Below are 25,905 nucleotides of genomic sequence, written 5' to 3'. Positions count from 1 at the left end.
GTTACGTCGCGCGACCCGCCTTCGGCTTCCTTAAGTGATAGGTCAGCGCCAGCGCCACGCAGTGGCGCAACTCGGCCTCGGGGAGCCTGTCGGCGACCTTGAGCAGGATCGCGCGGTTACCGCTGTAGCTCAGCTCGGGATACAGCTCGCGAAACGTCTCGACCAGATTGGTCTGGCAATGAAAGTAGAGCGCGTATTGGTCCGTGGCCGGCTTCACCTGATCGATCCGGATGGTGCTGCCGCTTCCCGTTTCCGGCGTGAGGTAGCTCGGCTGTCCCCATTTCAGCGTCTCCTCGAGGGCGCCTACGCCCTTGGTCGCTTTCGCGGTGTCGAAGATGAGACGGCGCAGTGCGAGCAGCTTGGCCTTGACCGGCGCGGGATAGGCTCCGAAGAACGCCTCTCCGCGCTCCAGGTTGCTCGTTCCTGTCACATTGCTGCGTCTTGCCTGCTGGGGCATGGCGGACTCCGCGAGGGCAGGAGGGAAGATAGGCCAACCGCTGGTCAGGCGAAAGCCCGCACAGACTGACCCACGCGCCGTGACCTACATCATGATGCGACTCTACAGAAACGCATCATGATCTCATCGATTAGGCTTGACCTTTTCGGAAGGCTGATTTCCACCTCTAAGCCGCGTTGCGCAGCCCGGCGAGGAAGGTATCCACGCTCTGCATCAAGGCGCTTGCCTGCTGGCCAAGCTCGCCGGAAACGGCCAGGACGTTGCCTGCCAGCGCGCGGGATTGGTCCGCGGCGCGGCTCGCGCCGGCGACGTTGTTCGACACCTGGCTGGTGCCGGCGGAGGCCTGCTGCACGCTGCGCGCGATCTCGCGCGTCGCTGAATCCTGTTCCTCGACGGCGGCCGCGATCGTGGTCGCGATTCCGCTGATCTCGCGGATCGTATCGCTGATGCCGCCGATCGCGATGACGCAATCGCCGGTCGCCGTCTGGATCGCGGAGACGTGTCCCGCGATCTCCTCGGTCGCCTTCGCGGTCTGGCTCGCAAGTCCCTTCACCTCGGCGGCGACCACGGCGAAGCCGCGGCCGGCCTCGCCGGCACGCGCCGCCTCGATCGTGGCATTGAGCGCCAGAAGGTTGGTCTGGCTCGCGATTTCGCTGATCAGGCGCAGGACGTCGCCGATCTTCTCGGCCGCGGAGGCGAGGCTTTCGACCATCTGGGTGGTCTCCTGTGCCTTGACCACGGCGTTGTCCGCGACCCGGCTCGAATGCGTGACCTGCCGGCCGATCTCGGACACCGAGGAGGCGAGCTCCTCGGTTGCGGCGGCAACCGTGCTGACGCTGGTCGAGGCCTGTTCGGAGGCGGCGGCCGCGGCCGCAGCCTCCACGGAGGTACCGTTGACGCTCGCGGTGATGTCGCCGGCGGCGCGCTCCATGTCCTGCGTCGCGCGGGCGACCGCGGCGACCATGCCGTTGACGTCGGCCTCGAAGCGGTCGGCCATCTGCCGCTGCAGCGCCTGCTTCTCGGCTTCGGCCTTCGCCTTGTCCGCTTCCTGCGCGGTGCGCAGGCTACCCGCCTCGATCATGCTGCGGCGGAACACGTCGACCGCCTTGGCCATGGTGCCGAGCTCGTCACGGCGATCGCTGCCGGGAATCGTGATGCTGGTGTCGCCGGCGGAGAGGCGGTTCATCACCGCCGTGATCGCGGCCAGCGGCCGCGACAGGCCGCGGCCGAGCAGGAAGGCGAGCAGCACCGCGAGCGCGAGGATCACCGCGGTGCCGAGGATGAGGTGGCGCTGCGCGCTTGCTGCCGCCGCCTCATATTCGGTCGTGTCCTTGATGATCTCGAGCACGCCGACCGGCTGCCCCGCATAGTTCTTGATCTGTCCGACATAGACCGCACTCGGATGACCGTTGAGTTCGGTGTCACGGCGCAACGGAGGGCCGTCGATCACGCCCCTGAGTTCATCCGCCGTGACGAGTTCGCCGTCACCATAGGTCGATGACAGCCGCCTGAAGGCCTTACCGTCGAACGAGTGCACCGCGAGGTCGATGCCGAAGCGTTTCTTGGCGCGCTCGACGAATTCCCTGCCGAAGGCCGCGCCGACATCGACATTGGCGATGCTCTTGCCGTCACGCATGATCGGCGTCATGCCGAAGATCGAGAGCGCCTCGCGGCCGGGTTCGACGCCGACGATCGGCTTGCCGCTCTTCAGCGATTCCACCACGGTGGTGCGTCGCGCGGAGGCGTCCTCGCCGAAGACCTTCGGGGCGTGGGCGCGGTAAAAGGCGATTGCGGGCGGCTGCCAGAACGTAATCAGTGGAATTCCCTGGGCCTTCACCGACTCCATGGTCCCGCTGAGCAGCGCGCCGAGGCCGTCGCGATCGCCCTTGGCGACGGCGTCGCCGACCGGCGGCAGCGCGGCGATCGCGGCGGAGACCGCCAGCGCCGTGCGCCCCTCATAGTCGATCGCGGCGGTCACACTGTCATATTGCAGCTTGAGCTGCTGATCGAGCGCGAGCCGCGTCAGTTCGCGCTGCTGGGCGACCGAGAAGCCGCCGAGGACGGCACAGGCGGCCGCGACGGTTAGTGAAATGGCGAGGATCAGGCGGGCGGCGATCGATCTGGTCTTGAGCATGGTAAACGGAGAACTCCACGAGCGGCTTTCTCCGAAAATTGCAGAAAATGCTTAACAACACCGGACATGCCGGCCCGCAGATTGGTCTGCTGACGCAGGGCAGCTCCGGTTCGATTGCATGGCAAACTCTATCGCGCCGATGGCGGCGCGCTCAGATCAGCCGAAAGGATCGCCTTGCCGGCGTCTTCATACTGCGTGTCGCGCGCCTGGATCTGTTGTGCGATCGCGTGCATGTCACGGAACCGTCGTTCAAAGGGATTCTTCGCGAATACCGCGGTCGCGCCTGCCATGTGATAGGCGGTGTCAACCACCGAGGCCGACTGGTGAATGGTCCAGGTCGAGGCGATGCGGATCGCCACGCGATCGGCCTCGGTGAGGGAATCGCCGCGCGACAGGTTGCTCCAGACGTCGTTCGCCGTGCTGTAAAGGTAGGCCCGCGCGGCGCGCAGGCTGGCCTCGGTGCGGCCGATCAGGCCCTGCACGGCATTGTTGTCGCGCATTGCCTTGAGCCCCTGGGGCGTCTTGCCGCGCGCAAGCTCCGTGACTGCATCCAGCGTGGCACGCGCGACGCCGAGCGAGGTCGCGGCAAAGCCCATGCTGAACACCATGTTGGTTGAGAGCTTGTAGAGCGGTCCTGACTCGCACAATGCTGCGGGGTCGTCGCGCAGCGCCGCGAACGTCTCCGGTATGAAGAGGTTCTCGACCGAGTAGGAATCCGTCCCGGTGCCCTTCAGCCCGATCACGTCCCAGACGTCGTGCATCGTGGCCGATGTCACCGGGAACAGGATGGTGCGAATTTCCGGCGAGCCATCCGGCTTCTTGCGCGGCGTGCCGTCGGCCTCGACGACGCGGACATGGGCGCCGAGCCAACTCGCCTGCCGCGAGCCGGATGCGAAATCCCAGCGCGCGCTCGCACGGTAACCGCCAGGCTCGGCGCGAACCTCATGCGCGATTGCGCCCCAGGCCAGAATGCCGGGCGGCGAGTTGAAGATCTCGTTGGCGGCCTCCGGCGCAAGATAGGCCGCGGTCATGGCGCAGACGCTGCACTGGCCGAGGCACCAGGCAGTCGAGGCGTCGGCCTTGGCGATCTCCTCCTGCATCTGCATGAATATGTCGAGTGGCGCCTCGGCGCCGCCAAAGCTGCGCGGCAGCAGCGCGCGATAAAGCCCGTTTTCGACCAGCGCCGAGGTGACGGCCGGCGTCAGCCGCCGCGTCCGTTCAATCTCGTCAGCTTCGCTGATGATGAGGGGCTGTAGCGCGCGCGCCCGTTCGACGAGATTGAAAGCCTCAGGCCTGTTCATGCGTTTCCTTTGCCCATTTCACGTTGTTGTTGTGCGGGCGGGGGATGGTGGCCTATCCGGGAAGGGAGGGCAAGGTGGGATACCGCCGTTGCAGATCAGCCATCCACCTTGCGCGCAAGCTTGCAAACCGCGTCAGGCGGCCGCGCGGCCAAGATCGAGCGATTGCTGGCGTTTCGATGGAAAACTCAGCGCCACTGCGACCGCGGCAAGGCCGATGGCAAAGGAACCGGCATGCAGCCACGTGTATCCGTGGGAGATGTCGAACACGAGGCCTCCGGCCCACGGACCGAGCGCCATGCCGAGGCTCGCAAAGGCCGACACCGCGCCGAACACGGTGCCCATGATGCGCGCGCCGAAGAACTCGCGCACCAGCACGGCATAGAGCGGCATCACGCCGCCATAGGCGAGGCCGAATACGATCGACAGCGCGTAAAACTCGCCAAGCTGCGCCACGACAAGATAGGTCGCGATGCACAGCGCCTGCACGAATAGACCGCCCACCAGCACCGGCTTGGCGCCGAGACGATCCGCCAGCGCGCCGAGCAGGAGACGGCCGCCGAGCCCGGAGAAGCCGGCAAGGCTATAGACCGTGACCGCGGTCAACGGCGCGATGCCGCAGATCATGGCGTAAGACACCATGTGGAAGATCGGGCCGGAATGCGCCGCGCAGCAGGCGAAATGCGCCGCCGCGAGCGTGATGAATTGCGGTGTGCGCAGCGCCTGCGCAACGGTCCATTCGGTTTCCGGCGCGCCGGCGGCGGTCGCGCCCGCGACGTTCGTTCCTTGCGGTGCCGGGCGCACCAGGAAGCAGGCCGGGATCAACAATGCCCACGCCGCGATGCCGATCACGAGCATCGCGGTGCGCCAGTCATAGGCCGTGATCAGCCAGCTTGCCGACGGTGCGACCGTCAGTGGCGACACGCCCATACCGGCGGAGACCAATGCCACGGCGAGGCTGCGATGCCTGTCGATCCACGCGCTCGCAAGCGCCATCATCGGCGCATAGAAGCTGCCGGCGGCAACGCCGATCAGCGCGCCAAAGTAAAGCTGGAACTGCCACAGGCTCGCGGCCTGACTCGCGGTCACAAGGCCAAGACCGAGCAGCAGGCTGCCCGCAAGCACCACCATGCGCGTGCCGAACCGGTCGGACAGCGTGCCCCAAAGGAACGCTGCAAAACCCATGCACAGGAAATTCAGCGTCGCCGCCGCCGATACGCCCGCGCGCGACCAACCCATCGCTTCCGAAATCGGCTGCAGGAATACGGCCAGCGAAAGCATCGTGCCGAAGCCGACGCACGTCATCAGTGCCCCCGCGCCGACGACGACCCAGCCATAATCGAACCGAGTGGTCTTGCTCATGCGTTTCCTCGGACGCGCGGTTGATGTTGCTGGCTCGCGCGAGCGGGATGGTGGCTCATCTGCCGGCCGTGGGCAAGGTCGCTCACTCGATTCGCGGACCTCGCGCCGCACGCCGTGCGGAGCAGCGCAAGTCGCGATCGGCGCTTCCCGACCGCTGGGCGATACGCAACAAGATGTCGCAGTTCAATTGGCCGCACGCTCAGGTAGCTTTATTATCAAAATCCAACCTGCTTGTTTGATTTTCGAAACTGATTACGCGAGTTCCTGTCTAGGAGCGATCATGGACTACACGCCATTACGTCGGGCCGAGAAAACCGAGGTTCTCAGGATCACCAGCGGCTTGAAGGATTTGCGAGCAGGCCTCTCCAACAAGATTCCCACCAAGGGCGCGGGCAGGCTGCTGCTTGCGACCTGGAATATTCGCGAGTTCGGCGGCACCAAATACGGCGAGCGTATGCAGGACGCCCGTTTCTTCATCGCGGAATGCATCAATCATTTCGATCTGGTAGCGGTGCAGGAGGTTCGCCGGAATCTCGACGAGTTGCGCAGGGTGATGCGGCTGTTAGGGCCGCATTGGGACGTCATCTTCACCGATGTGAGCTATGCGCAGGGCGGCAATGCTGAACGGCTCGCGTTCCTGTTCGACAAGAACCAGGTTTCGTTCACCGGGCTTGCCGGCGAGATCGTGCTGCCTCCGAAGGAATCCAAGATCGTCGCGCAGATCGCTCGTACGCCATTCATCTGCGGATTTCAGGCGGGATGGGCCAAGTTCAACCTTTGCACCGTCCACATCTATTACGGGAAGGGCGACGAGGACCGGCGGCGTGTGGGAGAAATCGAGGCGACTGCGGGCGTCCTGGCCAAGAAAGCCAAGGACTACATCAACACCGACAAGCGCGTCTCCTACTCGCCCGAGAACCTGGTGCTGCTCGGCGATTTCAACATCGCCAAGCACAGCGACAAGACGTTTCAGGAACTCGTGAAGAGCGGCTTCGTCATCCCGGATCAGTTGCAGAAGGTGCCCGGCTCAAACGTCACCAAGGACAAGTTCTACGACCAGATCGCCTTCTTCAAGCGCACCGAAGGGCTGATCAACCGCCAGGCGGGCGTGTTCGATTTTTACGACTACGTGTACAATGACGAAAAGCGCTATGCGAAACCGTTCAAGGCGACCAACGCCAGGAGCTTCAAGGAGTGGCGGACATACCAGATGTCCGACCATCTCATCATGTGGTCGCAATTCGACGTCGACAAGACCGATACCTATCTCGACGACGTCGCCAATAGCCACGATGCCGACAACGCGGAGCAGAAGGCTGGGGGTACCAGGACGGCGAAGAAGAAGTCCGGCAAGGCGGCGAAGAAAGCACCAAAGAAAGCCGCCAAGAGCTCAGCGCGGAAGGCGCCCGCGAAGAAGGCAGCCAGGAAGCGCCGCGGCTAGCCTAACCGCAATGCCAGGCCCGCCCGATCGGCGTCCAGCTCCAGCACGGACCGAAGCTGCCGCCATTGTAGCGCCCGCGGTAGAATCCGGGCTGGCCGAAATAATAGAGGTCGTCGCCATACCAGTAGCGTGGCGAATAGTCCGGCAGGCCGCGGGCGGCGCCACGCGGACCAAACACCGGAATGGTTTCGTTGGGCGGCTGCCGGTAGCCGGGCAGGAAGCCGTAGCCATGCCAGCGGGCGACATGCCGCTTTTTCGCTGAAGCGGCCGAGCTCAGGTCCGGCTGCACCAACAGGAGAATTACGGTCGAGAGGAACACGATTCGCAACATGACTGCAGCTTAGTTTTCACGATGTGCAATGGCGATTGAAATCGTGGCACGTTTTGTTGCTGGGAAAACCATGGACATCAAGCGCGCCCGCGGCGACGCCTCAACTGTCCACCTTCAACGCGGCAATGAAGGCTTCCTGCGGAATGTCGACCTTGCCGAACTGCCGCATCTTCTTCTTGCCTTCCTTCTGCTTCTCGAGAAGCTTTCGCTTGCGGGTGATGTCGCCGCCATAGCACTTCGCGGTCACGTCCTTGCGCAGCGCGCGCACCGTCTCGCGGGCGATCACCTTGCCGCCGATCGCCGCCTGGATCGGGATCTGGAACATGTGCGGCGGGATCAGCTCTTTCATCTTTTCGACCATGGCGCGGCCGCGGCCTTCGGCACGGGTGCGATGCACCAGCATCGAAAGCGCGTCGACCGGCTCGCCGTTGACGAGGATCTGCATCTTCACGAGATCGGCCGGCTTGTAATCGGTGAGATGATAATCGAACGAGGCGTAACCCTTGGAGACCGACTTCAGGCGGTCGTAGAAATCGAACACCACCTCGTTGAGCGGCAAATCGTATTTCACCATCGCGCGGGAGCCGACGTAAGTGAGCTCCTTTTGCGCACCGCGGCGGTCCTGGCACAGCTTCAGCACGCTGCCGAGATATTCGTCGGGGGTGAGGATCGTGGCCTCGATCCAGGGCTCGTCGATCTCGGCGATCTTGACCACGTCGGGCATGTCGACGGGATTGTGGATCTCGATCTCCTGGCCGTCCGTCAAATGCATCTTGTAGATCACGCTAGGCGCGGTCGCGATCAGATTGAGGTCGAACTCGCGCGACAGCCGCTCCTGAATGATCTCGAGATGCAGCAGGCCGAGGAAGCCGCAGCGGAAGCCAAAGCCCAGCGCCGCGGAGGTCTCCATCTCGAAGGAGAAGCTCGCATCGTTGAGCCGCAGCTTGCCCATCGCGGCGCGCAGTGTCTCGAAGTCGTTGGCGTCGACCGGGAACAGGCCGCAGAACACGACCGGGATCGCCGGCTTGAAGCCCGGCAGCATCTCGCTGATCGGCTTCCTGTCGTCGGTGATGGTGTCGCCGACGCGGGTGTCGGCCACTTCCTTGATCGCCGCGGTGATGAATCCGATCTCGCCGGGACCGAGCTCGTCGATCTGCTCCATCTTTGGCGTGAAGAAGCCGACGCGCTCGATGTCGTAGGCCGCTCCCGTACCCATCATGCGAATACGCTGGCCTTTTTTCATCACGCCGTCGACCACGCGAATCAGCACCACCACGCCGAGATAGACGTCGTACCAGCTGTCGACCAACAGCGCCTTCAGGGTCGCATCACGGTCACCCTTCGGCGGCGGAAGGCGGGTGACGATGGCTTCCAGCACCTCGGGCACGCCCAGCCCGGTCTTGGCCGAGATCATCACGGCATCGGAGGCATCGATGCCGATCACGTCCTCGATCTGCTGCTTCACCTTCTCGGGCTCGGCGGCCGGCAGGTCGACCTTGTTCAGGACCGGAACGATTTCGTGGTTGTTGTCGAGCGCCTGGTAGACGTTGGCAAGCGTCTGCGCCTCGACGCCCTGGCTCGCGTCGACCACGAGCAGGGAACCCTCGCAGGCCGCCAGCGACCGCGAGACCTCGTAGGCGAAGTCGACATGGCCGGGCGTGTCCATGAGGTTGAAGATGTAGTCCTTGCCGTCCTTGGCGCGGTAGTTCAGCCGGACGGTCTGCGCCTTGATGGTAATGCCGCGCTCGCGCTCGATATCCATCGAATCGAGCACCTGTTCCTTGCCCGCCATTTCGCGATCCGACAGCCCGCCCGTCATCTGGATCAGGCGGTCGGCCAATGTCGATTTGCCATGGTCGATATGGGCGACGATGGCGAAGTTGCGGATGTTGGAAATCGGGGCGGTCGTCATGGGGCGCGGGATAGCATCCGCACCTCGAAGCGGCAACCATATTGCTGTATTTCAAGGGTGTTTCTTCACGCCAAGCTGATTTCACTGGCATCAAAAACGCGCTACGCACAGACCATGTCGACCGCCTCCTATTTACCCGCCGCATCGCGCGCAAGGCGCAGGCTCACCATTCGCCGGATGGCGGCCTGGCTGGCCTCGCGGGCGACAGATCCAAGGGCCGGCGTGTGGCTCGTGGTCGGCTTCGCGCTGGTCCACGCAGTGCTGTGGACGCTGATCCTGGTCAAGCTCAAGGCCGCGCAGGACGTTCACATGGACGTCGCTGAAGCCTATGCATGGGGACAGCGCTTCCTGCTCGGCTACGGCAAGCATCCGCCGCTGTCAGGATGGATCGCCGGCGTCTGGTTCAGGATCTTCCCTGTAACCAACTGGTCGTCCTACGCGCTCGCGATGGCGACCACAGGCTTTGCGCTCGTGGTCTGTTGGCGGATCGCGCTGCGGGTCGTGGACCGGCGCCGCGCCTTCTTCGTGGTGGTGATGCTCGCGCTCTACCCGATCTTCAATTTCAAGGGCTTCAAGTTCAACGCCGACCTGGCCCAGCTCGTGCCGTTGCCGCTCCTGGTGCTGGCCTATCTCAACGCGTTCGAGAAGCGCAGCGTGAAATCCGGCCTGTGGCTCGGCTTTGCCGGCGCGCTCGCGCTGATGACCAAATATTGGGTGGTGACCGTAATCGGCGCCATCGGCCTCACCGCGCTGCTTCATCCGCAGCGGCTGCAGTTCCTGCGCTCGCCAGCGCCGTGGGTTGCAATCGCTACGGTGGCCGTGGCGATGGTCCCGCATCTGGTCTGGCTCGAGGAGGTTGATTTCCTGCCCTTCACCTATGCCGGTGACGTCTACGCGCTGTCGAGCCGCGCGCTCAACGTCCAGCTCGTGATCGGCTATATCGGGCACAATCTCGCGCTGCTCGCCGCGCCTGTGCTGCTCGGCCTGCTGGCCCTGTCGCTGAGCGCGCCGCCGTGGCGGCGATCGGCCGGGCTTTCACGCATCTGGTCGAGTAGGCCGAATCCGGGCGTCAACCGAGCGCAGGCGTTCAACATCTGGGTCATCCAGCTCATCGTTGCGGTCGGGCCGCCACTGGGCGCGCTGGCGTTCATGGTCTACATCAAGACCGATTGGGGCATCCCGCTGTTCTTCCTGGTGCCGCTGGCGGTGGTCGCGATCCCTCGCTTGCGAATTCCGCGCAAGGCGCTGCTTGCGATTACCGCGATCTGGTTCGTCGCCACGATCGTGACGCTGTTCGCCGCGCCCAGCATCGCCGTTCAGGAAGTGGCGTCGAGCCACAACGGCGGCTCGACCTATGCCGCGCGTTCGGAGCTTGCGCGCGAACTGACCGCGACCTGGCAGAACAAATTCCATTCGCGCTGGGCGGTCGTCGCCGCCCGCACCGACATCAGCGAACCGATGACGTTCTACAGCCCCGATCATCCGGCGGCGATCACGCCCGGAGAGGCCTGGTCGTCGGGATTGACCTCGCTTGACGAAGCCAAGCGGCTTGGCTTCATCGGCATCTGCGACACGACCGATCCGATCTTTCTGAAGCCGTGTGAGGCCTGGATGGCGGAGCACGCCAAGGATGCCGAGCCGCTGGTGGTGAACACTCAGCGTTTCTTCCACGGCCATCCCGGCCCGTCGACCGCCTGGAAAGTCTATCTGGTGCCGCCGGCGAAGTAGCCCCGTGTTCGCGCTTTAGCGTTCTTGAGCGAACTGGCCGCCGGTTCGCCTGAAGAAAACGCGTCAAGCCGAGAATCCAGGCCTCGGTACTGATTCAATCAGAACCGATCATGATCTCATCTCTTTGCTTGAGCATGATCTCCGCGCAAACGGCATGCGTCTGTCGCGAGAGAAAATCGCGACACACTCTTGCGGATCATGCTCTAGGTGCCTTCTTCGTTGAACTTGCTCGCGACGAGTTCGGCGATGGCATCGAGCGCGGCCTGCGCTTCGGGGCCTGCCGCGGAAACCACGACCGACGTTCCGGGGCCGGCGGCGAGCATCATCAGGCCCATGATCGAGGTTCCGCCGACGGTCTCGCTGCCGCGCGTGACCCAGACCTCGGCGTTGAAACGCTCGACCATCTGCACGAATTTGGCCGACGCCCGCGCGTGCAGGCCGCGCTTGTTGACGATCATCAGCTCGCGGGAAATAGCGCCAGCAGGCACCCTCGGACCGACTTCGTTTGCACCCGAGGTCTCGTCGCTCATTTGCCTGCGAGGACGCGGCTGGCGATGGTGACGTATTTGCGGCCGGCTTCCTGGGCCATCGCGATCGCATCGGGCAACGAGCGCTCCTCGCGAACCTTGGCTAGCTTGACCAGCATGGGAAGATTGATGCCTGCGAGCACTTCCACCTTCGGGCGGCTCATGCAGGAGATCGCAAGGTTCGACGGCGTACCACCGAACATGTCGGTGAGGATGGCGACGCCGTCTCCGCTATCGACGCGATTCACCGCTTCGATGATGTCGCTTCGACAGAGATCGGCATCGTCTTCGGCACCGATCGTAACTGCTTCAATTTGTTTCTGCGGACCCATTACGTGTTCAAGCGCCGCTCTGAACTCGTCGGCAAGGCGCCCATGGGTCACCAGCACTAGACCAATCATCGGAAACTCCTCGCGGGCGCTCCTTGGTGCACCGCACGAACGCGCCACTTTGACCATCCAGAGGTCCCGCGCAAGAGGACATCTTGGCTAGTCTCCCGGTTCCTGGCGATAGAGATGGGAGGCTGCGCCGACCAAATCGGACGCGATAGTGGAGGGCATATGGTTACTAATGTCCTTCGCACAATTAGCCATAATGTTACGGGGACATGAACTTTCAGTTGTCGTCAGCGCCGCGACAACCAGCGGCAGGGGCTCAAAGCCGACGCCAACAGGGATTCGCGGTAGCAAAACACCGTAAACTCGGCATTGGAGCGCCTCTGGCGGCGGCAGCCGCTCTGCATCGCCGGCGGCCAGGTCGACCACAAGCCCGACCACAGCCTCCGTGGTGAAGGCGCAATGGCGGATTCCGAGGCCACGGATCTCGAGCAACCCGGCCAGTTCCGGCGCCGGGCGGACCCACAATTGTTCGCCGGCTGTGTCAAGATGGACACGGTCGTCACCCACCAAAATGGCCTTCGGGAGGTATCCCGCTCGTCCGGCAAGAACCAGATCGAAGGCCAGACGCGACTTGCCGGAGCCGGACGGTCCGCGGATCAGCACCGCGCGATCGCCGACCAGAACGGCGGACGCATGCACGCTTGGATTGCCGATCATGGCGTCGGCAGCCTGACGACGAAGCGGGCGCCGGCCACCGTGGGCTCTCCGTCTTCATCCACGGGACCCGGCCGGTTCTCCGCCCAGATCCGCCCGCTATGCGCCTCGATGATCTGTTTCGAGATCGAGAGTCCGAGGCCGGAGTTCTGGCCGAAGCCCTGGTGCGGCCGGTCGGTGTAGAAGCGCTCGAAGATACGCTCCAGCGCATCCTCGCCGATGCCGGGGCCGTCATCGTCGACGACGATCTCGACCTCGCTGCGCACACGGCGGCAGACGATGCGCACCCTGTCGCCGGGCTTGGAGAACGACTGCGCGTTCGACAGCAGATTCGAGATCACCTGGCCGAGGCGTGAATCGTGGCCGGGCACGGAGAACGTGTCGGTCGGGCCGCGGCCCTCGAAGCGAGCCTCGACCGCGACGTCGTGGCCGAGCCGCGTTTCGTTGGCGACGCCGGTCAGCGTCGTCAACAGCCGGCGCAAATCGACCGGCGCCATGTCCTGCCGCTGCAATTCGGCGTCGAGACGGCTTGCGTCCGAGATGTCGGAGATCAGGCGGTCGAGCCGCTTGACGTCGTGCTCGATCACGGCGAGGAGCCGCGCGCGGCTGTTCTCGTTCCGCGCAAGCGGCATCGTTTCGACCGCAGAGCGCAGCGAGGTCAGCGGGTTCTTGAGCTCGTGGGCGACGTCGGCGGCGAACATCTCGATGGCTTCGATGCGACTGTAGAGCGCGTTGGTCATGTCGCGCAGCGCGCCGGAGAGATGGCCAATCTCGTCGCGGCGCCCGGTGAAGTCGGGAATCTCGACGCGGGTCTGGATACGGCGGCGGACGCGTTCGGCGCCGTCTGCAAGCCGCCGCACGGGGCCGGCGATGGTGCTCGCCAGCAGCAGCGACAGCACGATCATCACGGCTGAAGCGACGCCGCCGACCTTCAGAATGGCGAGGCGCTCGGCCGTCACCATCTGGTCGATGTCGTCGCCCTGGGTGGTCAGCATCAGCGCTCCGCGCACGGCGCGGAAATGCTGCACGGGAACCGCGACCGACACGACGACGGCGCCGCGTTCGGTGACACGCACCATGCTGCTCTTCACGCCGTCGAGCGATTGGGCGACCTCGGGATAACCCCTGCCGCCCTCGGGCCCGAGCTCGCGATAGACCGGCAGGTCGCCACGGTTAAACCAGGTCTTGATCGCCGCCTTGGTCTTCTCGAAGAACGAAGGCTTTTCCGATGGCGGCGGCAGCTCGAAGCGCAGCACGTCGCCACGCGCGAAAAGATTGCGGCTGTCGAGGATCAGCCCGCCATCACGGTCGAAGATGCGCGCGCGTGTCTTGGTCGGCGCGATCAGGCGGCGCAGCACCGGCGCGACGCGCTCGGGGTTGATCGGGAAGTCGGCGGACTCATCGGGCGCGCCAAAGCTCTCGCCGGGCTTCAGGTCGAGCAACCGGTCGGGATCGATGGTGATGGTATTGCCTTCGACGGTGGCCGAAGCCGCGATCGCCTCCGAGATGATCTCGGCATAGACGAGCAGACTCTGTGTGCGCGCCTCGATCAGGCCGGCACGGAACTGCGAGAGGTAGAGGATGCTTGCGACCAGCGCGACGAGGCCGGCGAGGTTGAGCGAGACGATGCGGCGCGTCAGGCTCGAGAACGAGAGGGCAAAGAAAAACTGGCCGGCGCGACGCAGCCAGCCGATCGGACGGCGCCAGCCTCTCTCCTGTGCCGGGTCGTCGGCCACGACTTCATGTTCGAGGAGCTGTACGGCTTCCTCGGTGTTCAATCCTAGCTCAGGCTGCGCTCGATCAAGCACTGGCAAAACTGCCGGTTGGTTTGGATGTGTCCCGCGATGCAGGCGATCGCCCCGTGTTGCAGCCCAATTCTGCTTCAATCAGAGCCGGGCTGCGATCATTTTTGTTTGACGCGCTTTCCTCAAGCGAACCGCCAGCCGCTCCGTTCGAAAACGCTGCCGTCTGTGCTGGCCACGCGCGCCATGTCCGGTAAGTGCGGATCAAGCTTCTTTGAAACGGTAGCCGACGCCGTACAGCGTTTCGATCATCTCGAACTCGTCGTCGACCACCTTGAACTTCTTGCGCAGTCGCTTGATGTGGCTGTCGATGGTGCGGTCATCGACATAGACCTGATCGTCATAAGCCGCGTCCATCAACGCGTTGCGGCTCTTCACGACGCCGGGCCGCGTCGCCAGCGCCTGCAGGATCAGGAATTCGGTCACCGTCAGCGTCACCGGCTCGTTCTTCCAGGTGCAGGTGTGGCGCTCGGGGTCCATCCGCAGCAGGCCGCGATCGAGCGCGCGTGCGTCCGGCTCCTTCGGCGGCGCGGTCGGATCCTTGGGCTGGCCGCGGCGGAGCACGGCCTTGACGCGTTCGACCAGCAGGCGCTGGGAGAACGGTTTGCGAATGAAATCGTCGGCCCCCATCTTCAGGCCGAACAGTTCGTCGATCTCTTCGTCCTTCGAGGTGAGGAAAATCACCGGCAGGTCGGACTTCTGGCGCAGCCGCCGCAGCGTCTCCATGCCGTCCATGCGCGGCATCTTGATGTCAAGGATCGCAAGATCGGGCGGCGAGGTTCGGAAGCCGTCCAGCGCCGACGCACCGTCCGTGTAGGTCATGATGCGATAGCCTTCGGCTTCGAGCGCGATCGAGACGGAAGTGAGAATGTTGCGGTCGTCATCGACCAGGGCGATTGTGGGCATGAGCTGCTTTCACAATGAGAGTGGCTTAAACGGCGGGCATTTTCGACGACGCGCCGTGTAAAGGGCTCTGAACGCGGTCAGCGAGCAATGCAAGCTGGGCTGAAGTGTGACCGAGTTCCGCAAGACCGCCTCTGCGGCCCCTGCGTTCCGTCCCCCATATAGCACCCTGACACACTGAGGAAAGGCCCTTTTTTGATCAGAAAGGGCCGGTTTTGCAGTACAATAGCGATTGGACCATGCAACCGACCCCTGATTTCGATCCCGCCAGACTTGCCCGCTCGCTGCTCCGCCGCAGCCGCCAGGGAGCGCTTGCCACGCTCATGGCCGGCAATGGCGATCCGTATTGTTCCCTCGTCAATTTGGCCAGCCATCCGGACGGCTCGCCGATCCTGCTGATTTCTCGGCTGGCGTTGCACACAAGGAACATCCTGGCAGACAGCCGGGTGTCGCTGATGCTCGACGAACGCGTCGAGGGCGATCCGCTGGAGGGTGCCCGAATCATGCTGGCGGGACGGGCCGAGGAAGCTACCGACGATGGTCGCGACCTCCTGCACCGGCGCTACGTCAACGCCCATCCTTCGGCGGAAGCCTTTGTAGAATTTAAGGATTTTTCCTTCTTCCGGATCCGTCCTGCCGGTGCCCATCTGGTCGCTGGGTTCGGCCGCATCGTCGACCTCAGGCCCGCGCAATTCCTCACCGAGATCGGCGATGCGGCCTCCCTCATGAAGGCCGAGCCGGGCGCTGTCGCGCACATGAACGAGGATCACCGCGACGCCATGAACCTCTACGCCACGCGCCTGCTCGGCGCGGAGAGCGCGGACTGGGCTTGCGTCGGCTGCGATCCCGACGGCATGGACATGCAGGCCGGTGGCAAGACGTTGCGGCTCGATTTCCCGGAGAGGGTTACGAACGGCGCGGAGTTGCGCGAGATGCTGGTCCGTCTCGCCGGCGAAGCGCGCACCAGGGATTCAGCCGCCGAGGCATAATCCAGGCGAGGATGCAGCCGCCGGCTTTCAACGGCTGCCGCCGCCGGCGCGATCATGGCAGCGCAGCGAGGCAACATGCCGCATAGCCGCAGTGCTTGGGCGATCGTCGAGGCCGCGAGGAGTGAGGCGTCCGTGAGCCGGCCAGTGACCTCGGCGCCATGCTGTGGATGCCCTGCCAATGACGCCAAGGGCGATCCGCTACTGTGGGGTCGATTATGCCGCTTGCGATCGCGGAGAAAAGAAAGCTTGTGTTCGCGATCACCTGCGATGCCGTCGACTCGAAGTGTACTTTGCCGCCGACGCGCGGCGCCGCTGCATCCGAATTCATCTGGGGCGCGCGATGCCGGCGAACAGTCTCGAGGACGACTATGTGAAAGGAGTTGCGGAACCTTCGCTCGCGTCGAGCATTTCAGGACAGCCGTTGGACCTTGACGGCGGCCTGCTGATCTCGAGCGAGGTCGCGCAGTTGAATCTCAACGCCGATTGGTGGTGTCATCTGCGTGCAATGTCATAGCCAGCGACAAGCTTGGCGCCGAAGTGCCGTCGGGCCTCACGCGACGCTTCTACGCGGGTGTACGGGCGCTTCTGGTGTCGCATTGTCCGGTGGACTCGGAAGCCGCAACGCGGCTGACGACGTCGACATTCAACCGCCTGAAAGCGGACCCAAAGCTTGGCCGCTCCGAGGCGCTGCGCCAAGTCATGCCGGCCTATCTCAACGATGCGCCGTCGCCGCAAAATGCATACCCGGCATTCTGGGCGCCGTTTGCTTTGAGCGGCGAGGGCAAGGCCCGCTAAATGTCACTATTTGTGCATCGCAGCGTCATGGAGCGGAGCGGCCAGCGGCCGAAGGTCGCGCGTCTCGTGGGAAAACAACCGGAAAGCGGCCGCAAAACCAAGGGCTGCCGCGCTGCGGCGGGTATTTGCGACGGCCGGCGTGCCTGCCTTGGAATAAACCAAAACTCGGTCGACTAGCTTGGCAAGCCCGGCGTTCCTTACTATTAGGTCGCCGGGCCCAAGCCGGGAGGCTATATTCAGGCGGTCACCGCGACGGGAGCGCGCTTGGCGACATGCGCGCGAACAGGATACGCGGGTTCGAGGAGGTTTTTCGTGCAGGAAACGGGCGTGCATAACGGTGCCTTTGGTGCCGACAAATTCGGCTTAAGAAATCTCAAGGGTGTTCACTGGAATTACGGTGCGCCTCAGCTCTACGAGCACTCGCTGCGCAATGGCGAAGCCGTGCTGTCGGCCGATGGTGCGCTCTGCGCGGATACCGGTGAATTCACCGGGCGCAGTCCGAAGGACAAGTTCACGGTCCGCGACGGGCTGACCGACAAGAGCATGTGGTGGGCCGGCAACCAGTCGATCACGTCGGAGCAGTTCGCGACGCTCTATGCCGACTTCCTCAAGCATGCCGAAGGCATGACGCTGTTCGCGCAGGATCTCTACGGCGGCGCCAATATATCCCATCGCATCAAGACGCGCGTCTTCACCGAACTCGCCTGGCACTCGCTGTTCATCCGCACGCTCCTGATCCGTCCTGAGGTGTCGGAGCTTGCGAGCTTCGTGCCGGAGCTTACCATCATCGATCTGCCGAGCTTCCGCGCCGATCCGAAACGTCACGGCGTGCGCTCCGAGAACGTCGTCGCCATCGATTTCGCCCGCAAGATCGTCCTGATCGGCGGGTCTTATTATGCCGGCGAGATGAAGAAGAGTGTCTTCACCACACTGAACTATTACCTGCCCGAGAAGGGCGTACTGCCGATGCACTGCTCGGCCAATGTCGGCCCCGACGACGACAGCGCGATCTTCTTCGGCCTGTCCGGCACCGGCAAGACCACGCTCTCGGCCGATCCGAAGCGCACCCTGATCGGCGATGACGAGCATGGCTGGTGCCCCGACGGCATCTTCAATTTCGAGGGCGGCTGCTACGCCAAGTGCATCAAGCTCTCCGCCGAGGCGGAGCCGGAAATCTACGCAGCCAGCAAGCGCTTCGGCGCCGTGCTGGAAAACGTCGTGCTCGACGCCAACACCCGCGCGCCCGATTTCGACGATGGCTCGAAGACCGAAAACACCCGCTCGGCCTATCCGCTGGATTTCATTCCGAATGCCTCGCGCACTGGCCGCGCCGGTCATCCGAAGAATGTGGTGATGCTCGCCGCCGACGCTTTCGGCGTGATGCCGCCGATCGCCAAGCTGACGCCGGCGCAAGCGATGTATCACTTCCTGTCCGGCTACACGGCGAAGGTTGCGGGCACCGAGCGCGGCCTCGGCAACGAGCCGCAGCCCGAGTTCTCCACCTGCTTCGGCTCGCCGTTCCTGCCGCGCGATCCTTCGGTGTATGGCAACATGCTGCGCGAGCTGATCGCCAAGCACGATGTCGATTGCTGGCTTGTCAACACCGGCTGGACCGGCGGCAAGTATGGCACCGGGCGCCGCATGCCGATCAAGGTGACGCGCACCCTGCTCACGGCGGCGTTGAACGGCAGCTTGCGCAATGCCGATTTCCGCACCGACAAGTATTTCGGCTTCGCTGTGCCGACCTCTCTGCCGGGCGTCGAGCCGCATATCCTCGATCCCATCAAGACCTGGGCGGACAAGGCCGAGTTCGACAAAACGGCGCGTGCGCTGGTCGGCATGTTCCAGAAGAACTTCGCCAAGTTCGAATCGCAGGTCGATGCCGAAGTCCGCGCCGCCGCGCCGGAAGCGAAGCTGGCGGCGGAATAATCCGCGCAGGATGATGTCGAGACGCGAAAGGCGGCCTTCGGGCCGCCTTTTCTGTTGCAGATCATGTCTGGCTGCCGCCCTGGCAACATCCCGACAAGGCGGGCAAGCTCACGTTAACCGCGCTCGCTCGTAACTGGCGCATCGGATTTCCAGATGCGGAGCGGAACGATGGGCGACATTATGAGCATCCTGCAGAACTCTTACGCCTCGGCATCGCTGAACACCCCGTCAAACACGCCTTACGTCAACGTCGATCCCGCAAGCTATCAGGGCACCTGGGACGGTACCTATTCCGACGGCCAGAAATTCCAGTTCAGCATTTCCAATGTGAACGGGTTTCGCGCGCAGGTGAAATACCAGAGCGGCTCGACCACGCAGTACCAGCAGGTGCTGATCAAGGACAATTCGTTCCGGATCGGCGACACCAAGTTCGTTCTCACCGGACAGGGCAGCGCGCAGGTGCGCAACGTCGTCAGTGATCCCGCCACCGGCAACACCACGCTGGTCGCCGGCAATGCGACGCAGGATACGTGAGCGGGCGTGCGCATCTCTCGATCCGTCACCCTGAGGAGCGCTCACTTGCGCGCGTCTCGAAGGGCGACGGGCACTGGCGCTGCTGCGCATCCTTCGAGGCTCGCTGCGCGAGCGCCTCAGGATGACGGGTCTGATAGTTTTGCGAGGTCGTTCAAGGCTCAATCCGGCAGCACCGCGTTGCTCGGTGTCTGGCGGTCGATGATCTGCAGGCCGAACAGGCTGCCGAGCAGTTCGACCGCGACGCGCGCGGTGCGGCCGCGTTCGTCGAGGAACGGGTTGAGCTCGACGATGTCGATTGACCGAACCAATCCGGAATCGTGCAGCAATTCCATGATCAGATGCGCCTCCCGATAGGTCGCGCCGCCCGGCACCGTGGTGCCGACGCCGGGGGCGACCGCGGGATCGAGGAAGTCGACGTCGAAGGAGACATGCAGCACGCCGTTCTTCGCTCGCACGCGCTCGATCACGCGGCGGATCAGCACGGCGACGCCGAACTCGTCGATCGCGCGCATGTCGGCGATCGCGACGCGCCGTTCGCGGACCAGCTCCTTCTCCAGAGGATCAATCGAGCGGATGCCGAAAAGGTCGAGTTGATCGGGCGTGATCGAGGCGCGCGGCGAAGTGCCGAGCAGGTCGTCGAGCCCTCCCTCGCCGCACAGAAACGCCGCCGACATGCCGTGCATGTTGCCTGTGATGGTGGTCGACGGCGTGTTGTAATCGGCATGCGCGTCGAGCCACAGCACGAACAGCGGCCGGCCCTTGTCGCGCCAGTAGCGCGCGACGCCGTTGACCGATCCCATCGACAGCGAGTGGTCGCCGCCCATGAAGATCGGGATCGCGCCGGAACTCGCGAGCGAGAACGAGCGTTCGCTCAAGCAGCGGATCCAGGTCTTCACCTCGTCATAGAATTTGGCATTGGCGGGCACCGGCCCGTCGGCCGTCACCTCTGGGATCGCGAGGTCGCCATGGTCGTCGACGGCAAAGCCGAGCTGTTCCAGTACGCGGGCGATGCCTGCGGTGCGCAGCGCCGCCGGTCCCATCAGCGTGCCGGCCTGCGCGGCCCCGATCTCGATGGGCGCGCCGAGCAGCGCGATGCGTTGGGGTTTTGAAGCGTGAATTTCGGACATGCGCCATGGCCTCGTAGGGCGGGCAAGCGAAGCGCCCACCATGCGGATCGCGTTCCGGGGTTCGGCGCGGGCATGGCATTGTCACGCCTTCGCCCAACCTACGCCTTCCCGCTCACGCCTTGAAATAGGCGATTTGCGTCGTAGTTGCGAGCAGGCGGCCGGACGGAGACCACAATTCGCCGTGCTGGTCGCCGTAACTCTTGTGGAAAATCCGGGCGTCGGCAGCGGCGAGCAGGCGGGTGGTATCTTCGGCGGCAAGGTCGGCGGCATCGACGTGGAAGTAGGTGGTGAGCGAGACGGTCCCGAACGGCACCATCTCGCGTCTCGCATGGAAAATACGGCCGAAGAACGCGTCCGACATCGACATCAATGAAAGTGCATCCACCTTGCGTGGCACCCGGTCGGAGATCCACATCTTTGAATATGCGCTCGACGGCGGATTCGTTGGTCCGCCCTTGAGTTTCGGCTCTCCTTCGACGAAGCGGAAGTCATATTGCTTGACCCAGGACATCGCGAGGCTCGGATAGGGAAGGGTCTGCCCGAACGGCGTCGCGCCGGGGAATTCGACCGGCTGGTGCGACCATGACCGCCGCCGCTCGGCGAACACGGCGGTCGCAAGCGTTGCGACATCGCCGCCGCCTTGCGTCATCTCCACGCACCAGTGCTGGCTCGAGCGGTTGGCCTTCACCAGGCGGACGTCGAGGTCGAACGCCCCTTCCGCGACCGGCGCGCAGTAATTCACCGTGAGCGCCAGCGGATCGCCGGCGCGCTGCGGATGGTCGATCAATGCGCGCAGGATCGTCGCCGCGGTGCAGCCGCCGAACGGGCCGACAAAGGCCCAGTAGTCGGGGCTTGTTCGTCCCTGCCAGCGGCTGTCGCCGGCGGTCACAGCGGTGGCTTCGTCGAAAAGGTGCGGCGCCTTAGTGAGCATGAAGGTCCTTGGTTGAAAATCTTTCGTCAGCGTCATTGCGAGGAGCTCGCGACAAAATTGCAAGGCAATTTTGCGCTGAAGCGACGAAGCAATCCATCCATTCGCATATGTGGAGCGATGGATTGCTTCGCTACGCTCGCAATGACGATATGCGAGGCGATATCAGTATGCCGTGCGTGCAGCGAGTTCAATGATGCCGAAGGTAATCGATCTCCGTCTCCCGGGATTACCCCTTGGCCTCGCGCCGGACGCCGACCAGCGGCGGCGCGGACGGATGCACCGGCACGTGCCAGATATCCTCGGCATATTCGCGGATGGTGCGATCGGAAGAGAACCACGCCATGCGTGCGACATTGAGGATTGAGGCGCGCGTCCAGGCCGGTATCACCTGCCAGCGGGCATCGATGCCGCGTTGCGCCTCATAATAGGAATTGAAGTCGGCCGAGACCATGTAGTGGTCGAGATAGCGCAGTGCGTGTCCGACCGAAGCGAAGCGGGCGGGTTCGCCGGGCGAGAATTCGCCGCTCTCGATGCTGCGGATCGCGCGCTCCAGGCGCGGCGATTTGCCGATCACGTCGCTGGCGTCGAGCCCTTGCTTGCGGCGGACCATCACGTCGCCGGCTTCCATGCCGAAGATCGCGATGTTCTCAGGCCCGACATTGTCGCGGATTTCGATATTGGCGCCGTCCAGCGTGCCGATCGTCAGCGCGCCGTTGAGTGCGAGCTTCATGTTACCTGTGCCGGAAGCTTCCATGCCTGCGGTCGAGATCTGTTCGGAGAGGTCGGCGGCCGGGATGATCACCTCGGCCAGGCTGACATTGTAATCGGCGAGGAAGGCGACCTTCAGCCTTCCGCCGAGTGCGGTATCGTTGTTGACGACCTCGGCGACGTCGTTGATCAGCTTGATGATCAGCTTGGCGTAGCGGTAGCTCGCCGCAGCCTTCCCGGCGAAGATCTTCACGCGCGGCACCCAGTCGCGCTGCGGCTCGTCCTTCATTGCGTGGTAGAGCGCGATCGTCTCCAGGATGTTGAGCAGCTGCCGCTTGTATTCGTGGATGCGCTTGATCTGCACGTCGAACAGCGCCGACGGATCGACCTTGACGCCGTTGCGCTCGGCGATCAGCCGCGCCAGCGCGAGCTTGTTGTGGTGCTTGACGTCGCGGAAGCGCTTCTGGAACACGTTGTCGCTGCAATGATCCTCGATGCGGCTAAGCAGCGAGAAGTCGTCGAGAACGGCCTCGCCGCAGCTCTCGCGCAACAGCTGGGTCAACCGGGGATTGGCCAGCATCAGCCAGCGGCGGAAGGTGATGCCGTTGGTCTTGTTGGTGATGCGCAACGGATAAAGATGATGAAGGTCGTGGAACACGGTCTCCCTCATCAGATCGGAGTGCATCGCCGAGACGCCGTTGATGCGATGCGAACCGACGAAGGCGAGCTGGCCCATCCGCACGCGGCGGCCGCTCTTCTCATCGATCAGCGACACCGAGGCGCGATATTCGATGTCGCCGGGAAAGCGCTCCTCGGCGAGCGCCAGATGCTGCACATTGATGCGATAGATGATCTCGAGGTGCCGCGGCAGCAGCCGCTCGAACAGCTCGACGGGCCAGGTCTCTAGCGCCTCCGGCAGCAGCGTATGGTTGGTGTAGGACAGCGTCGCGACGGTGATCTTCCACGCCTCATCCCAACGGAAATTGTGCACGTCGACGAGGAGCCGCATCAACTCCGCGACCGCGAGGCTCGGATGGGTATCGTTGAGCTGCACGGCGGCCTTCTGCGCAAGGCTGCGCAACTGCCCGTCGGCGGCGAGATGCCGCTTCACGAGATCCTGCAGCGAGGCCGAGACGAAAAAATATTCCTGGCGCAGCCGCAGCTCGCGGCCGGCGGCGCTCTCGTCGTTCGGATAGAGGAATTTGCAGATCGCTTCCGCGCGCGCCTGCTCGGCGCTGGCCGAGACGTAATCGCCGGTGTTGAAGACGTCGAGCTTGAGCGGATCGGGCGCATGCGCCGACCACAGGCGCAGCGCGTTGACGTGCTGGCCGCGCCAGCCGACGATCGGCGTGTCGTAGGCCATCGCTTCCACGGCTTCTGCAGGATGCCAGGTGGCGCAATCGCGGCCACGGTCGTCGACATGTTCGACATGGCCGCCGAAATGCACATGGTAGACCACTTCCGGGCGCTGGAATTCCCAGGGATTGCCGCAGCCGAGCCATTCGTCGGGATATTCCTGCTGCCAGCCATGGTTGATGATCTGGCGAAACAGCCCGAAATCGTAGCGGATGCCGTAACCGATCGCCGGGATAGCAAGGGTCGCCATGCTCTCCATGAAGCAGGCGGCGAGACGTCCGAGGCCGCCATTGCCTAGCGCCGCGTCGGGCTCGCATCTGCTCAGCTCGGTGAGGTCGACGCCCAGGTCGCCGAGCGCGGCCTCGAACACCGGCATCAGACCCATATTGTTCAGCGCGTCGGTGAACAGGCGGCCGATCAGGAATTCGAGCGAAAGATAATAGACGCGCTTGGCGCCGGCATCGTAGCTCTCCTTCTCGGCTGTCAGCCAGCGATGGACGATACGGTCGCGCAGCGCCAGCGCCGCGGCCTTGTACCAGTCCTGCTTGGTCGCCATTGCGGCGTCCTTGCCGATCGCAAGCCTGAGCTTGGCGAGGATCGCGCCCTTGATTTCGGTCAGCGCCAGTTCGTCGACCGGCTGATTGAGTGTCGGATGGTTTCCGGGCATCGATTGTTCTTGCAACGCGCCAATCCCTGCAGTTTGCCACGCCAAATATACTCGGGTTGCACTGCGATCGAAACCACCGCAAGCATCGTCGTGCACTGCGCTGATATGATTTCTTTATGCAAGGACCGGGCCGATTTCGGGGCTTTCGGCCCGAAATCATTGGTGTCAGGATCGCCAGCGAAAGCCGGGATTTTTGTGACGGTTTGGCGGAGGAAGCGTGATGAGATTGATGATTGAGATTGCAGCCGCAGCATTGCTCATGGTCTGCATCACCGCAACCAGCGCCGCCTTCGCAACCGGCAAGACCGGTCGCAGCGCCGACGGCCTGACTTGCGGCTTCACCGTCGCGCAAAGCGCTTCCCCCGTCGCCCGCTGCGCCGCGATCAAGCGCCAATGCGCCGGTAAATTCTATGCGAGCGCCTGCGGCGACAGGCTGCTCTCGGCGATGTGAGAGCGGGTGCCGCACGTTTGATATTTGGCGTAGCAGGGACAGCGCGCGAACTGCTCCGCGCTCAATGGCTGTGGCGGACGGGAGCAACTCGGCGGAGGTGAGGCGATTGCAAAAGCCTGGCTTGGCGCAGATCTCGGCCAGCACAGAATTGAGCTCCCCTGCTGGGCCTTGCGGCTTCTCCCTCACAACTGCCTTCGTGCTGCTGGCCTACTTTGCGCGATGCCTGTCACAACTCAACGGCGGGAACACCGTGGTGATACGGATTCCCAAAGCCTAACGACTTCTTTACGTAAGCGACATGCCGAGCATGGGGCAGGGCAGATTTCATCCCGAAGCAATTATTATCGCGGGCCGCTGACATCACTCAGCGGCCCGTTTTGCTTTGGGCGGCCGGTCTCCAAGCCCTTTGTGGAGTTCACCATCGATCATCCTCCACGGGAATTATTCGTCCGTCGCGGAGCGCCCGCGTGACCGCTGCGACGCACACCGTCATAGCTGACGATGCACCATGCTACGCGCTTCACTCCGGTCGTGGTCTCAGATTTGAATGTCACTTCCCAATGACATGAGCGATACAAGTCCCGTCGGATAAGCCGTTAGACATTACGCTCGTGACGAGCGGGGCTTCCTGGAAGCCAAAGGGCCAATGAAAGGGACCGCCAACTGAGGTGGCCCTACTCTTCGGAGCGCCAGCCGCCCAAAAGAAAAACCCTGCGCGGCTCGCGGTTCGTTCCAGCTTGCTTTTGGACATCGGCAAGATCAACGCCATAGCGTTTCATCAGGAACCTGATGGCAATTCCGATGATCAGGAACGGTGTCAGGTAGATCGCCAGCGCTTCAAGTTCCCACATGACCCTCTCCGGCGCGAGAACGAATTATGGACCTTACCACAACCTGGGATACCTCGGATCCAAATCCCGATCGCACCACCTCTGCCGGAACAAATTAAGAACACCTTAGCAAGTCTTTGATATATCATTGTGATTCGGCATGACTGCCACACAACATCTATGGTCTACCAGTCTCAGCGAGGACTACATGTCCACCATCGCCTTCGATCAATTCGCCCTGACCCGCATTGCCGATTTTGCGCGCTCGCTGTCGCGGCTGCATCAGGCTTCGCGGCGCCGCTGGGTCGACGACGATCAGATTGATCGCGAGTTCAATGCGGTCTGCATGTCGATCTGGGGCTACACCACGGATGATTTCAGCGACGAACTGTTTTCGCCGCAGGATCATGCCTGGCTCGATACGCTCGACGAAGCGCACGCGCGGATCTTCGCAGCCGAGCAGGGCTACGACCTCGTCGACGATCATGGCATGCTGACGGACTGGTGGGGCTATTGCTGGATGATCCTCGCCGAGAAGCGCGGGATTCTCACGCCCGAGAATCGCGCCGCCGCCCGCGCGGCGATCGAGGACAAATATCTCGCCGCGCCGAACGTGATCGGCGTGATCGTCGGGCGGTGAA

At 63.5% G+C, this 25,905-nt stretch carries 22 protein-coding genes and 1 pseudogene; 8 read left to right on the top strand and 15 right to left on the bottom strand.

Features of this window, described 5'->3' with window-relative positions:
• Position 1: 1 nt before the first annotated feature.
• From JQ553_RS29410 to JQ553_RS29395, 4 genes are all read right to left on the bottom strand, one after another.
• Positions 2-457, bottom strand: a complete 456-nt coding sequence (locus JQ553_RS29410) for a DUF1801 domain-containing protein (RefSeq protein ID WP_212503551.1) — start codon at positions 455-457, stop codon at positions 2-4.
• Positions 458-623: 166 nt separating this feature from the next.
• Positions 624-2,591 (bottom strand): methyl-accepting chemotaxis protein, encoded by a 1,968-nt coding sequence (locus JQ553_RS29405; protein WP_212503550.1) that lies wholly within the window; start codon positions 2,589-2,591, stop codon positions 624-626.
• Between the two features lie 128 nt (positions 2,592-2,719).
• Positions 2,720-3,892 carry an acyl-CoA dehydrogenase family protein gene (locus JQ553_RS29400; RefSeq protein ID WP_212503549.1) on the bottom strand — a complete coding sequence of 391 codons (1,173 nt, stop codon included), beginning with the start codon at positions 3,890-3,892 and terminating at the stop codon, positions 2,720-2,722.
• Between the two features lie 132 nt (positions 3,893-4,024).
• Complete coding sequence (locus JQ553_RS29395; RefSeq protein ID WP_212503548.1) at positions 4,025-5,251, bottom strand: MFS transporter; 1,227 nt, start codon at positions 5,249-5,251, stop codon at positions 4,025-4,027.
• 280 nt (positions 5,252-5,531) lie between these two features.
• On the opposite strand from JQ553_RS29395, the gene JQ553_RS29390 reads away from it, so the two are divergent.
• On the top strand, positions 5,532-6,692 hold the full coding sequence (locus JQ553_RS29390) for an endonuclease/exonuclease/phosphatase family protein (protein ID WP_212503547.1): 1,161 nt from the start codon (positions 5,532-5,534) through the stop codon (positions 6,690-6,692).
• A gap of 1 nt (position 6,693) precedes the next feature.
• Here JQ553_RS29390 and JQ553_RS29385 read toward each other — a convergent pair whose 3' ends face one another.
• Both JQ553_RS29385 and lepA read right to left on the bottom strand, forming a co-directional pair.
• Positions 6,694-7,023 carry a hypothetical protein gene (locus tag JQ553_RS29385; protein ID WP_212503546.1) on the bottom strand — a complete coding sequence of 110 codons (330 nt, stop codon included), beginning with the start codon at positions 7,021-7,023 and terminating at the stop codon, positions 6,694-6,696.
• 100 nt (positions 7,024-7,123) lie between these two features.
• Complete coding sequence (gene lepA / locus JQ553_RS29380) at positions 7,124-8,935, bottom strand: translation elongation factor 4 (protein ID WP_212503545.1); 1,812 nt, start codon at positions 8,933-8,935, stop codon at positions 7,124-7,126.
• A 114-nt stretch (positions 8,936-9,049) separates the two neighbouring features.
• Here lepA and JQ553_RS29375 point away from each other — a divergent pair, with 114 nt between their 5' ends.
• The gene (locus JQ553_RS29375; RefSeq protein ID WP_212503544.1) at positions 9,050-10,663 is read left to right on the top strand and encodes a glycosyltransferase family 39 protein; all 1,614 of its coding nucleotides are present in this window, start codon (positions 9,050-9,052) and stop codon (positions 10,661-10,663) included.
• Positions 10,664-10,866: 203 nt separating this feature from the next.
• Here JQ553_RS29375 and JQ553_RS29370 read toward each other — a convergent pair whose 3' ends face one another.
• The 5 genes from JQ553_RS29370 to JQ553_RS29350 all read right to left on the bottom strand — a co-directional run bounded on the left by JQ553_RS29370 (position 10,867) and on the right by JQ553_RS29350 (position 14,950).
• The gene (locus JQ553_RS29370; RefSeq protein WP_212503543.1) at positions 10,867-11,193 is read right to left on the bottom strand and encodes an HPr family phosphocarrier protein; all 327 of its coding nucleotides are present in this window, start codon (positions 11,191-11,193) and stop codon (positions 10,867-10,869) included.
• Positions 11,190-11,591, bottom strand: a complete 402-nt coding sequence (locus tag JQ553_RS29365) for a PTS sugar transporter subunit IIA (protein WP_212503542.1) — start codon at positions 11,589-11,591, stop codon at positions 11,190-11,192. The genes JQ553_RS29370 and JQ553_RS29365 overlap by 4 nt, the downstream gene beginning before the upstream one ends.
• A gap of 87 nt (positions 11,592-11,678) precedes the next feature.
• Complete coding sequence (locus JQ553_RS29360) at positions 11,679-12,245, bottom strand: HPr kinase/phosphorylase (protein ID WP_212503541.1); 567 nt, start codon at positions 12,243-12,245, stop codon at positions 11,679-11,681.
• Positions 12,242-14,050 carry a sensor histidine kinase gene (locus JQ553_RS29355; RefSeq protein WP_212503540.1) on the bottom strand — a complete coding sequence of 603 codons (1,809 nt, stop codon included), beginning with the start codon at positions 14,048-14,050 and terminating at the stop codon, positions 12,242-12,244. Before JQ553_RS29355 ends, JQ553_RS29360 begins: the two co-directional genes overlap by 4 nt.
• A 198-nt stretch (positions 14,051-14,248) precedes the next feature.
• Complete coding sequence (locus tag JQ553_RS29350) at positions 14,249-14,950, bottom strand: response regulator transcription factor (protein ID WP_139479670.1); 702 nt, start codon at positions 14,948-14,950, stop codon at positions 14,249-14,251.
• Between the two features lie 236 nt (positions 14,951-15,186).
• Here JQ553_RS29350 and JQ553_RS29345 point away from each other — a divergent pair, with 236 nt between their 5' ends.
• From JQ553_RS29345 to JQ553_RS29330, 4 genes and pseudogenes are all read left to right on the top strand, one after another.
• Positions 15,187-15,936, top strand: a complete 750-nt coding sequence (locus JQ553_RS29345) for a HugZ family protein (RefSeq protein ID WP_212503539.1) — start codon at positions 15,187-15,189, stop codon at positions 15,934-15,936.
• Between the two features lie 370 nt (positions 15,937-16,306).
• A pseudogene (locus JQ553_RS29340) lies at positions 16,307-16,731 on the top strand (CHAT domain-containing protein); the annotation flags it as partial.
• 312 nt (positions 16,732-17,043) lie between these two features.
• On the top strand, positions 17,044-18,660 hold the full coding sequence (locus JQ553_RS29335; protein WP_212503538.1) for a phosphoenolpyruvate carboxykinase: 1,617 nt from the start codon (positions 17,044-17,046) through the stop codon (positions 18,658-18,660).
• Between the two features lie 168 nt (positions 18,661-18,828).
• On the top strand, positions 18,829-19,194 hold the full coding sequence (locus JQ553_RS29330) for a hypothetical protein (protein ID WP_212503537.1): 366 nt from the start codon (positions 18,829-18,831) through the stop codon (positions 19,192-19,194).
• 158 nt (positions 19,195-19,352) lie between these two features.
• On the opposite strand, the gene rocF is transcribed toward JQ553_RS29330, so the two are convergent.
• From rocF to JQ553_RS29315, 3 genes are all read right to left on the bottom strand, one after another.
• Entirely contained in the window at positions 19,353-20,321 is a 969-nt protein-coding gene (rocF, locus tag JQ553_RS29325; protein ID WP_212503536.1) for an arginase, read from the bottom strand.
• Positions 20,322-20,433: 112 nt separating this feature from the next.
• The gene (locus JQ553_RS29320; protein WP_212503617.1) at positions 20,434-21,252 is read right to left on the bottom strand and encodes an acyl-CoA thioesterase II; all 819 of its coding nucleotides are present in this window, start codon (positions 21,250-21,252) and stop codon (positions 20,434-20,436) included.
• A gap of 226 nt (positions 21,253-21,478) precedes the next feature.
• Positions 21,479-23,983 (bottom strand): glycogen/starch/alpha-glucan phosphorylase, encoded by a 2,505-nt coding sequence (locus tag JQ553_RS29315; protein WP_212503535.1) that lies wholly within the window; start codon positions 23,981-23,983, stop codon positions 21,479-21,481.
• 220 nt (positions 23,984-24,203) lie between these two features.
• On the opposite strand from JQ553_RS29315, the gene JQ553_RS29310 reads away from it, so the two are divergent.
• On the top strand, positions 24,204-24,434 hold the full coding sequence (locus JQ553_RS29310) for a hypothetical protein (RefSeq protein WP_212503534.1): 231 nt from the start codon (positions 24,204-24,206) through the stop codon (positions 24,432-24,434).
• Between the two features lie 674 nt (positions 24,435-25,108).
• On the opposite strand, the gene JQ553_RS29305 is transcribed toward JQ553_RS29310, so the two are convergent.
• A complete protein-coding gene (locus tag JQ553_RS29305; RefSeq protein WP_212503533.1) occupies positions 25,109-25,285 on the bottom strand; it encodes a hypothetical protein in 177 nt (58 codons plus the stop codon).
• 187 nt (positions 25,286-25,472) lie between these two features.
• Between JQ553_RS29305 and JQ553_RS29300 the strand changes: the two genes are divergently transcribed.
• Positions 25,473-25,904 carry a hypothetical protein gene (locus tag JQ553_RS29300; RefSeq protein ID WP_212503532.1) on the top strand — a complete coding sequence of 144 codons (432 nt, stop codon included), beginning with the start codon at positions 25,473-25,475 and terminating at the stop codon, positions 25,902-25,904.
• The last annotated feature ends 1 nt before the right edge of the window (position 25,905 follow it).

Origin of the sequence: Bradyrhizobium lablabi (assembly GCF_018131005.1) — a bacterium.
Taxonomy (GTDB): Bacteria; Pseudomonadota; Alphaproteobacteria; order Rhizobiales; family Xanthobacteraceae; genus Bradyrhizobium; species Bradyrhizobium lablabi_D.
Note: the sequence above shows the minus strand (reverse complement) of the source record. Positions and strands in the feature narration are given on the sequence as shown.

What these genes read in the sequence shown, in the direction of transcription:
- JQ553_RS29410 (WP_212503551.1), bottom strand. Translation starts at nt 457, where the DNA reads ATGCCCCAGCAGGCAAGACGCAGCAATGTGACAGGAACGAGCAACCTG.
- JQ553_RS29405 (WP_212503550.1), bottom strand. Translation starts at nt 2,591, where the DNA reads ATGCTCAAGACCAGATCGATCGCCGCCCGCCTGATCCTCGCCATTTCA.
- JQ553_RS29400 (WP_212503549.1), bottom strand. Translation starts at nt 3,892, where the DNA reads ATGAACAGGCCTGAGGCTTTCAATCTCGTCGAACGGGCGCGCGCGCTA.
- JQ553_RS29395 (WP_212503548.1), bottom strand. Translation starts at nt 5,251, where the DNA reads ATGAGCAAGACCACTCGGTTCGATTATGGCTGGGTCGTCGTCGGCGCG.
- JQ553_RS29390 (WP_212503547.1), top strand. Translation starts at nt 5,532, where the DNA reads ATGGACTACACGCCATTACGTCGGGCCGAGAAAACCGAGGTTCTCAGG.
- JQ553_RS29385 (WP_212503546.1), bottom strand. Translation starts at nt 7,023, where the DNA reads ATGTTGCGAATCGTGTTCCTCTCGACCGTAATTCTCCTGTTGGTGCAG.
- lepA (WP_212503545.1), bottom strand. Translation starts at nt 8,935, where the DNA reads ATGACGACCGCCCCGATTTCCAACATCCGCAACTTCGCCATCGTCGCC.
- JQ553_RS29375 (WP_212503544.1), top strand. Translation starts at nt 9,050, where the DNA reads ATGTCGACCGCCTCCTATTTACCCGCCGCATCGCGCGCAAGGCGCAGG.
- JQ553_RS29370 (WP_212503543.1), bottom strand. Translation starts at nt 11,193, where the DNA reads ATGAGCGACGAGACCTCGGGTGCAAACGAAGTCGGTCCGAGGGTGCCT.
- JQ553_RS29365 (WP_212503542.1), bottom strand. Translation starts at nt 11,591, where the DNA reads ATGATTGGTCTAGTGCTGGTGACCCATGGGCGCCTTGCCGACGAGTTC.
- JQ553_RS29360 (WP_212503541.1), bottom strand. Translation starts at nt 12,245, where the DNA reads ATGATCGGCAATCCAAGCGTGCATGCGTCCGCCGTTCTGGTCGGCGAT.
- JQ553_RS29350 (WP_139479670.1), bottom strand. Translation starts at nt 14,950, where the DNA reads ATGCCCACAATCGCCCTGGTCGATGACGACCGCAACATTCTCACTTCC.
- JQ553_RS29345 (WP_212503539.1), top strand. Translation starts at nt 15,187, where the DNA reads ATGCAACCGACCCCTGATTTCGATCCCGCCAGACTTGCCCGCTCGCTG.
- JQ553_RS29330 (WP_212503537.1), top strand. Translation starts at nt 18,829, where the DNA reads ATGGGCGACATTATGAGCATCCTGCAGAACTCTTACGCCTCGGCATCG.
- rocF (WP_212503536.1), bottom strand. Translation starts at nt 20,321, where the DNA reads ATGTCCGAAATTCACGCTTCAAAACCCCAACGCATCGCGCTGCTCGGC.
- JQ553_RS29320 (WP_212503617.1), bottom strand. Translation starts at nt 21,252, where the DNA reads ATGCTCACTAAGGCGCCGCACCTTTTCGACGAAGCCACCGCTGTGACC.
- JQ553_RS29315 (WP_212503535.1), bottom strand. Translation starts at nt 23,983, where the DNA reads ATGCCCGGAAACCATCCGACACTCAATCAGCCGGTCGACGAACTGGCG.
- JQ553_RS29310 (WP_212503534.1), top strand. Translation starts at nt 24,204, where the DNA reads ATGAGATTGATGATTGAGATTGCAGCCGCAGCATTGCTCATGGTCTGC.
- JQ553_RS29305 (WP_212503533.1), bottom strand. Translation starts at nt 25,285, where the DNA reads ATGTGGGAACTTGAAGCGCTGGCGATCTACCTGACACCGTTCCTGATC.
- JQ553_RS29300 (WP_212503532.1), top strand. Translation starts at nt 25,473, where the DNA reads ATGTCCACCATCGCCTTCGATCAATTCGCCCTGACCCGCATTGCCGAT.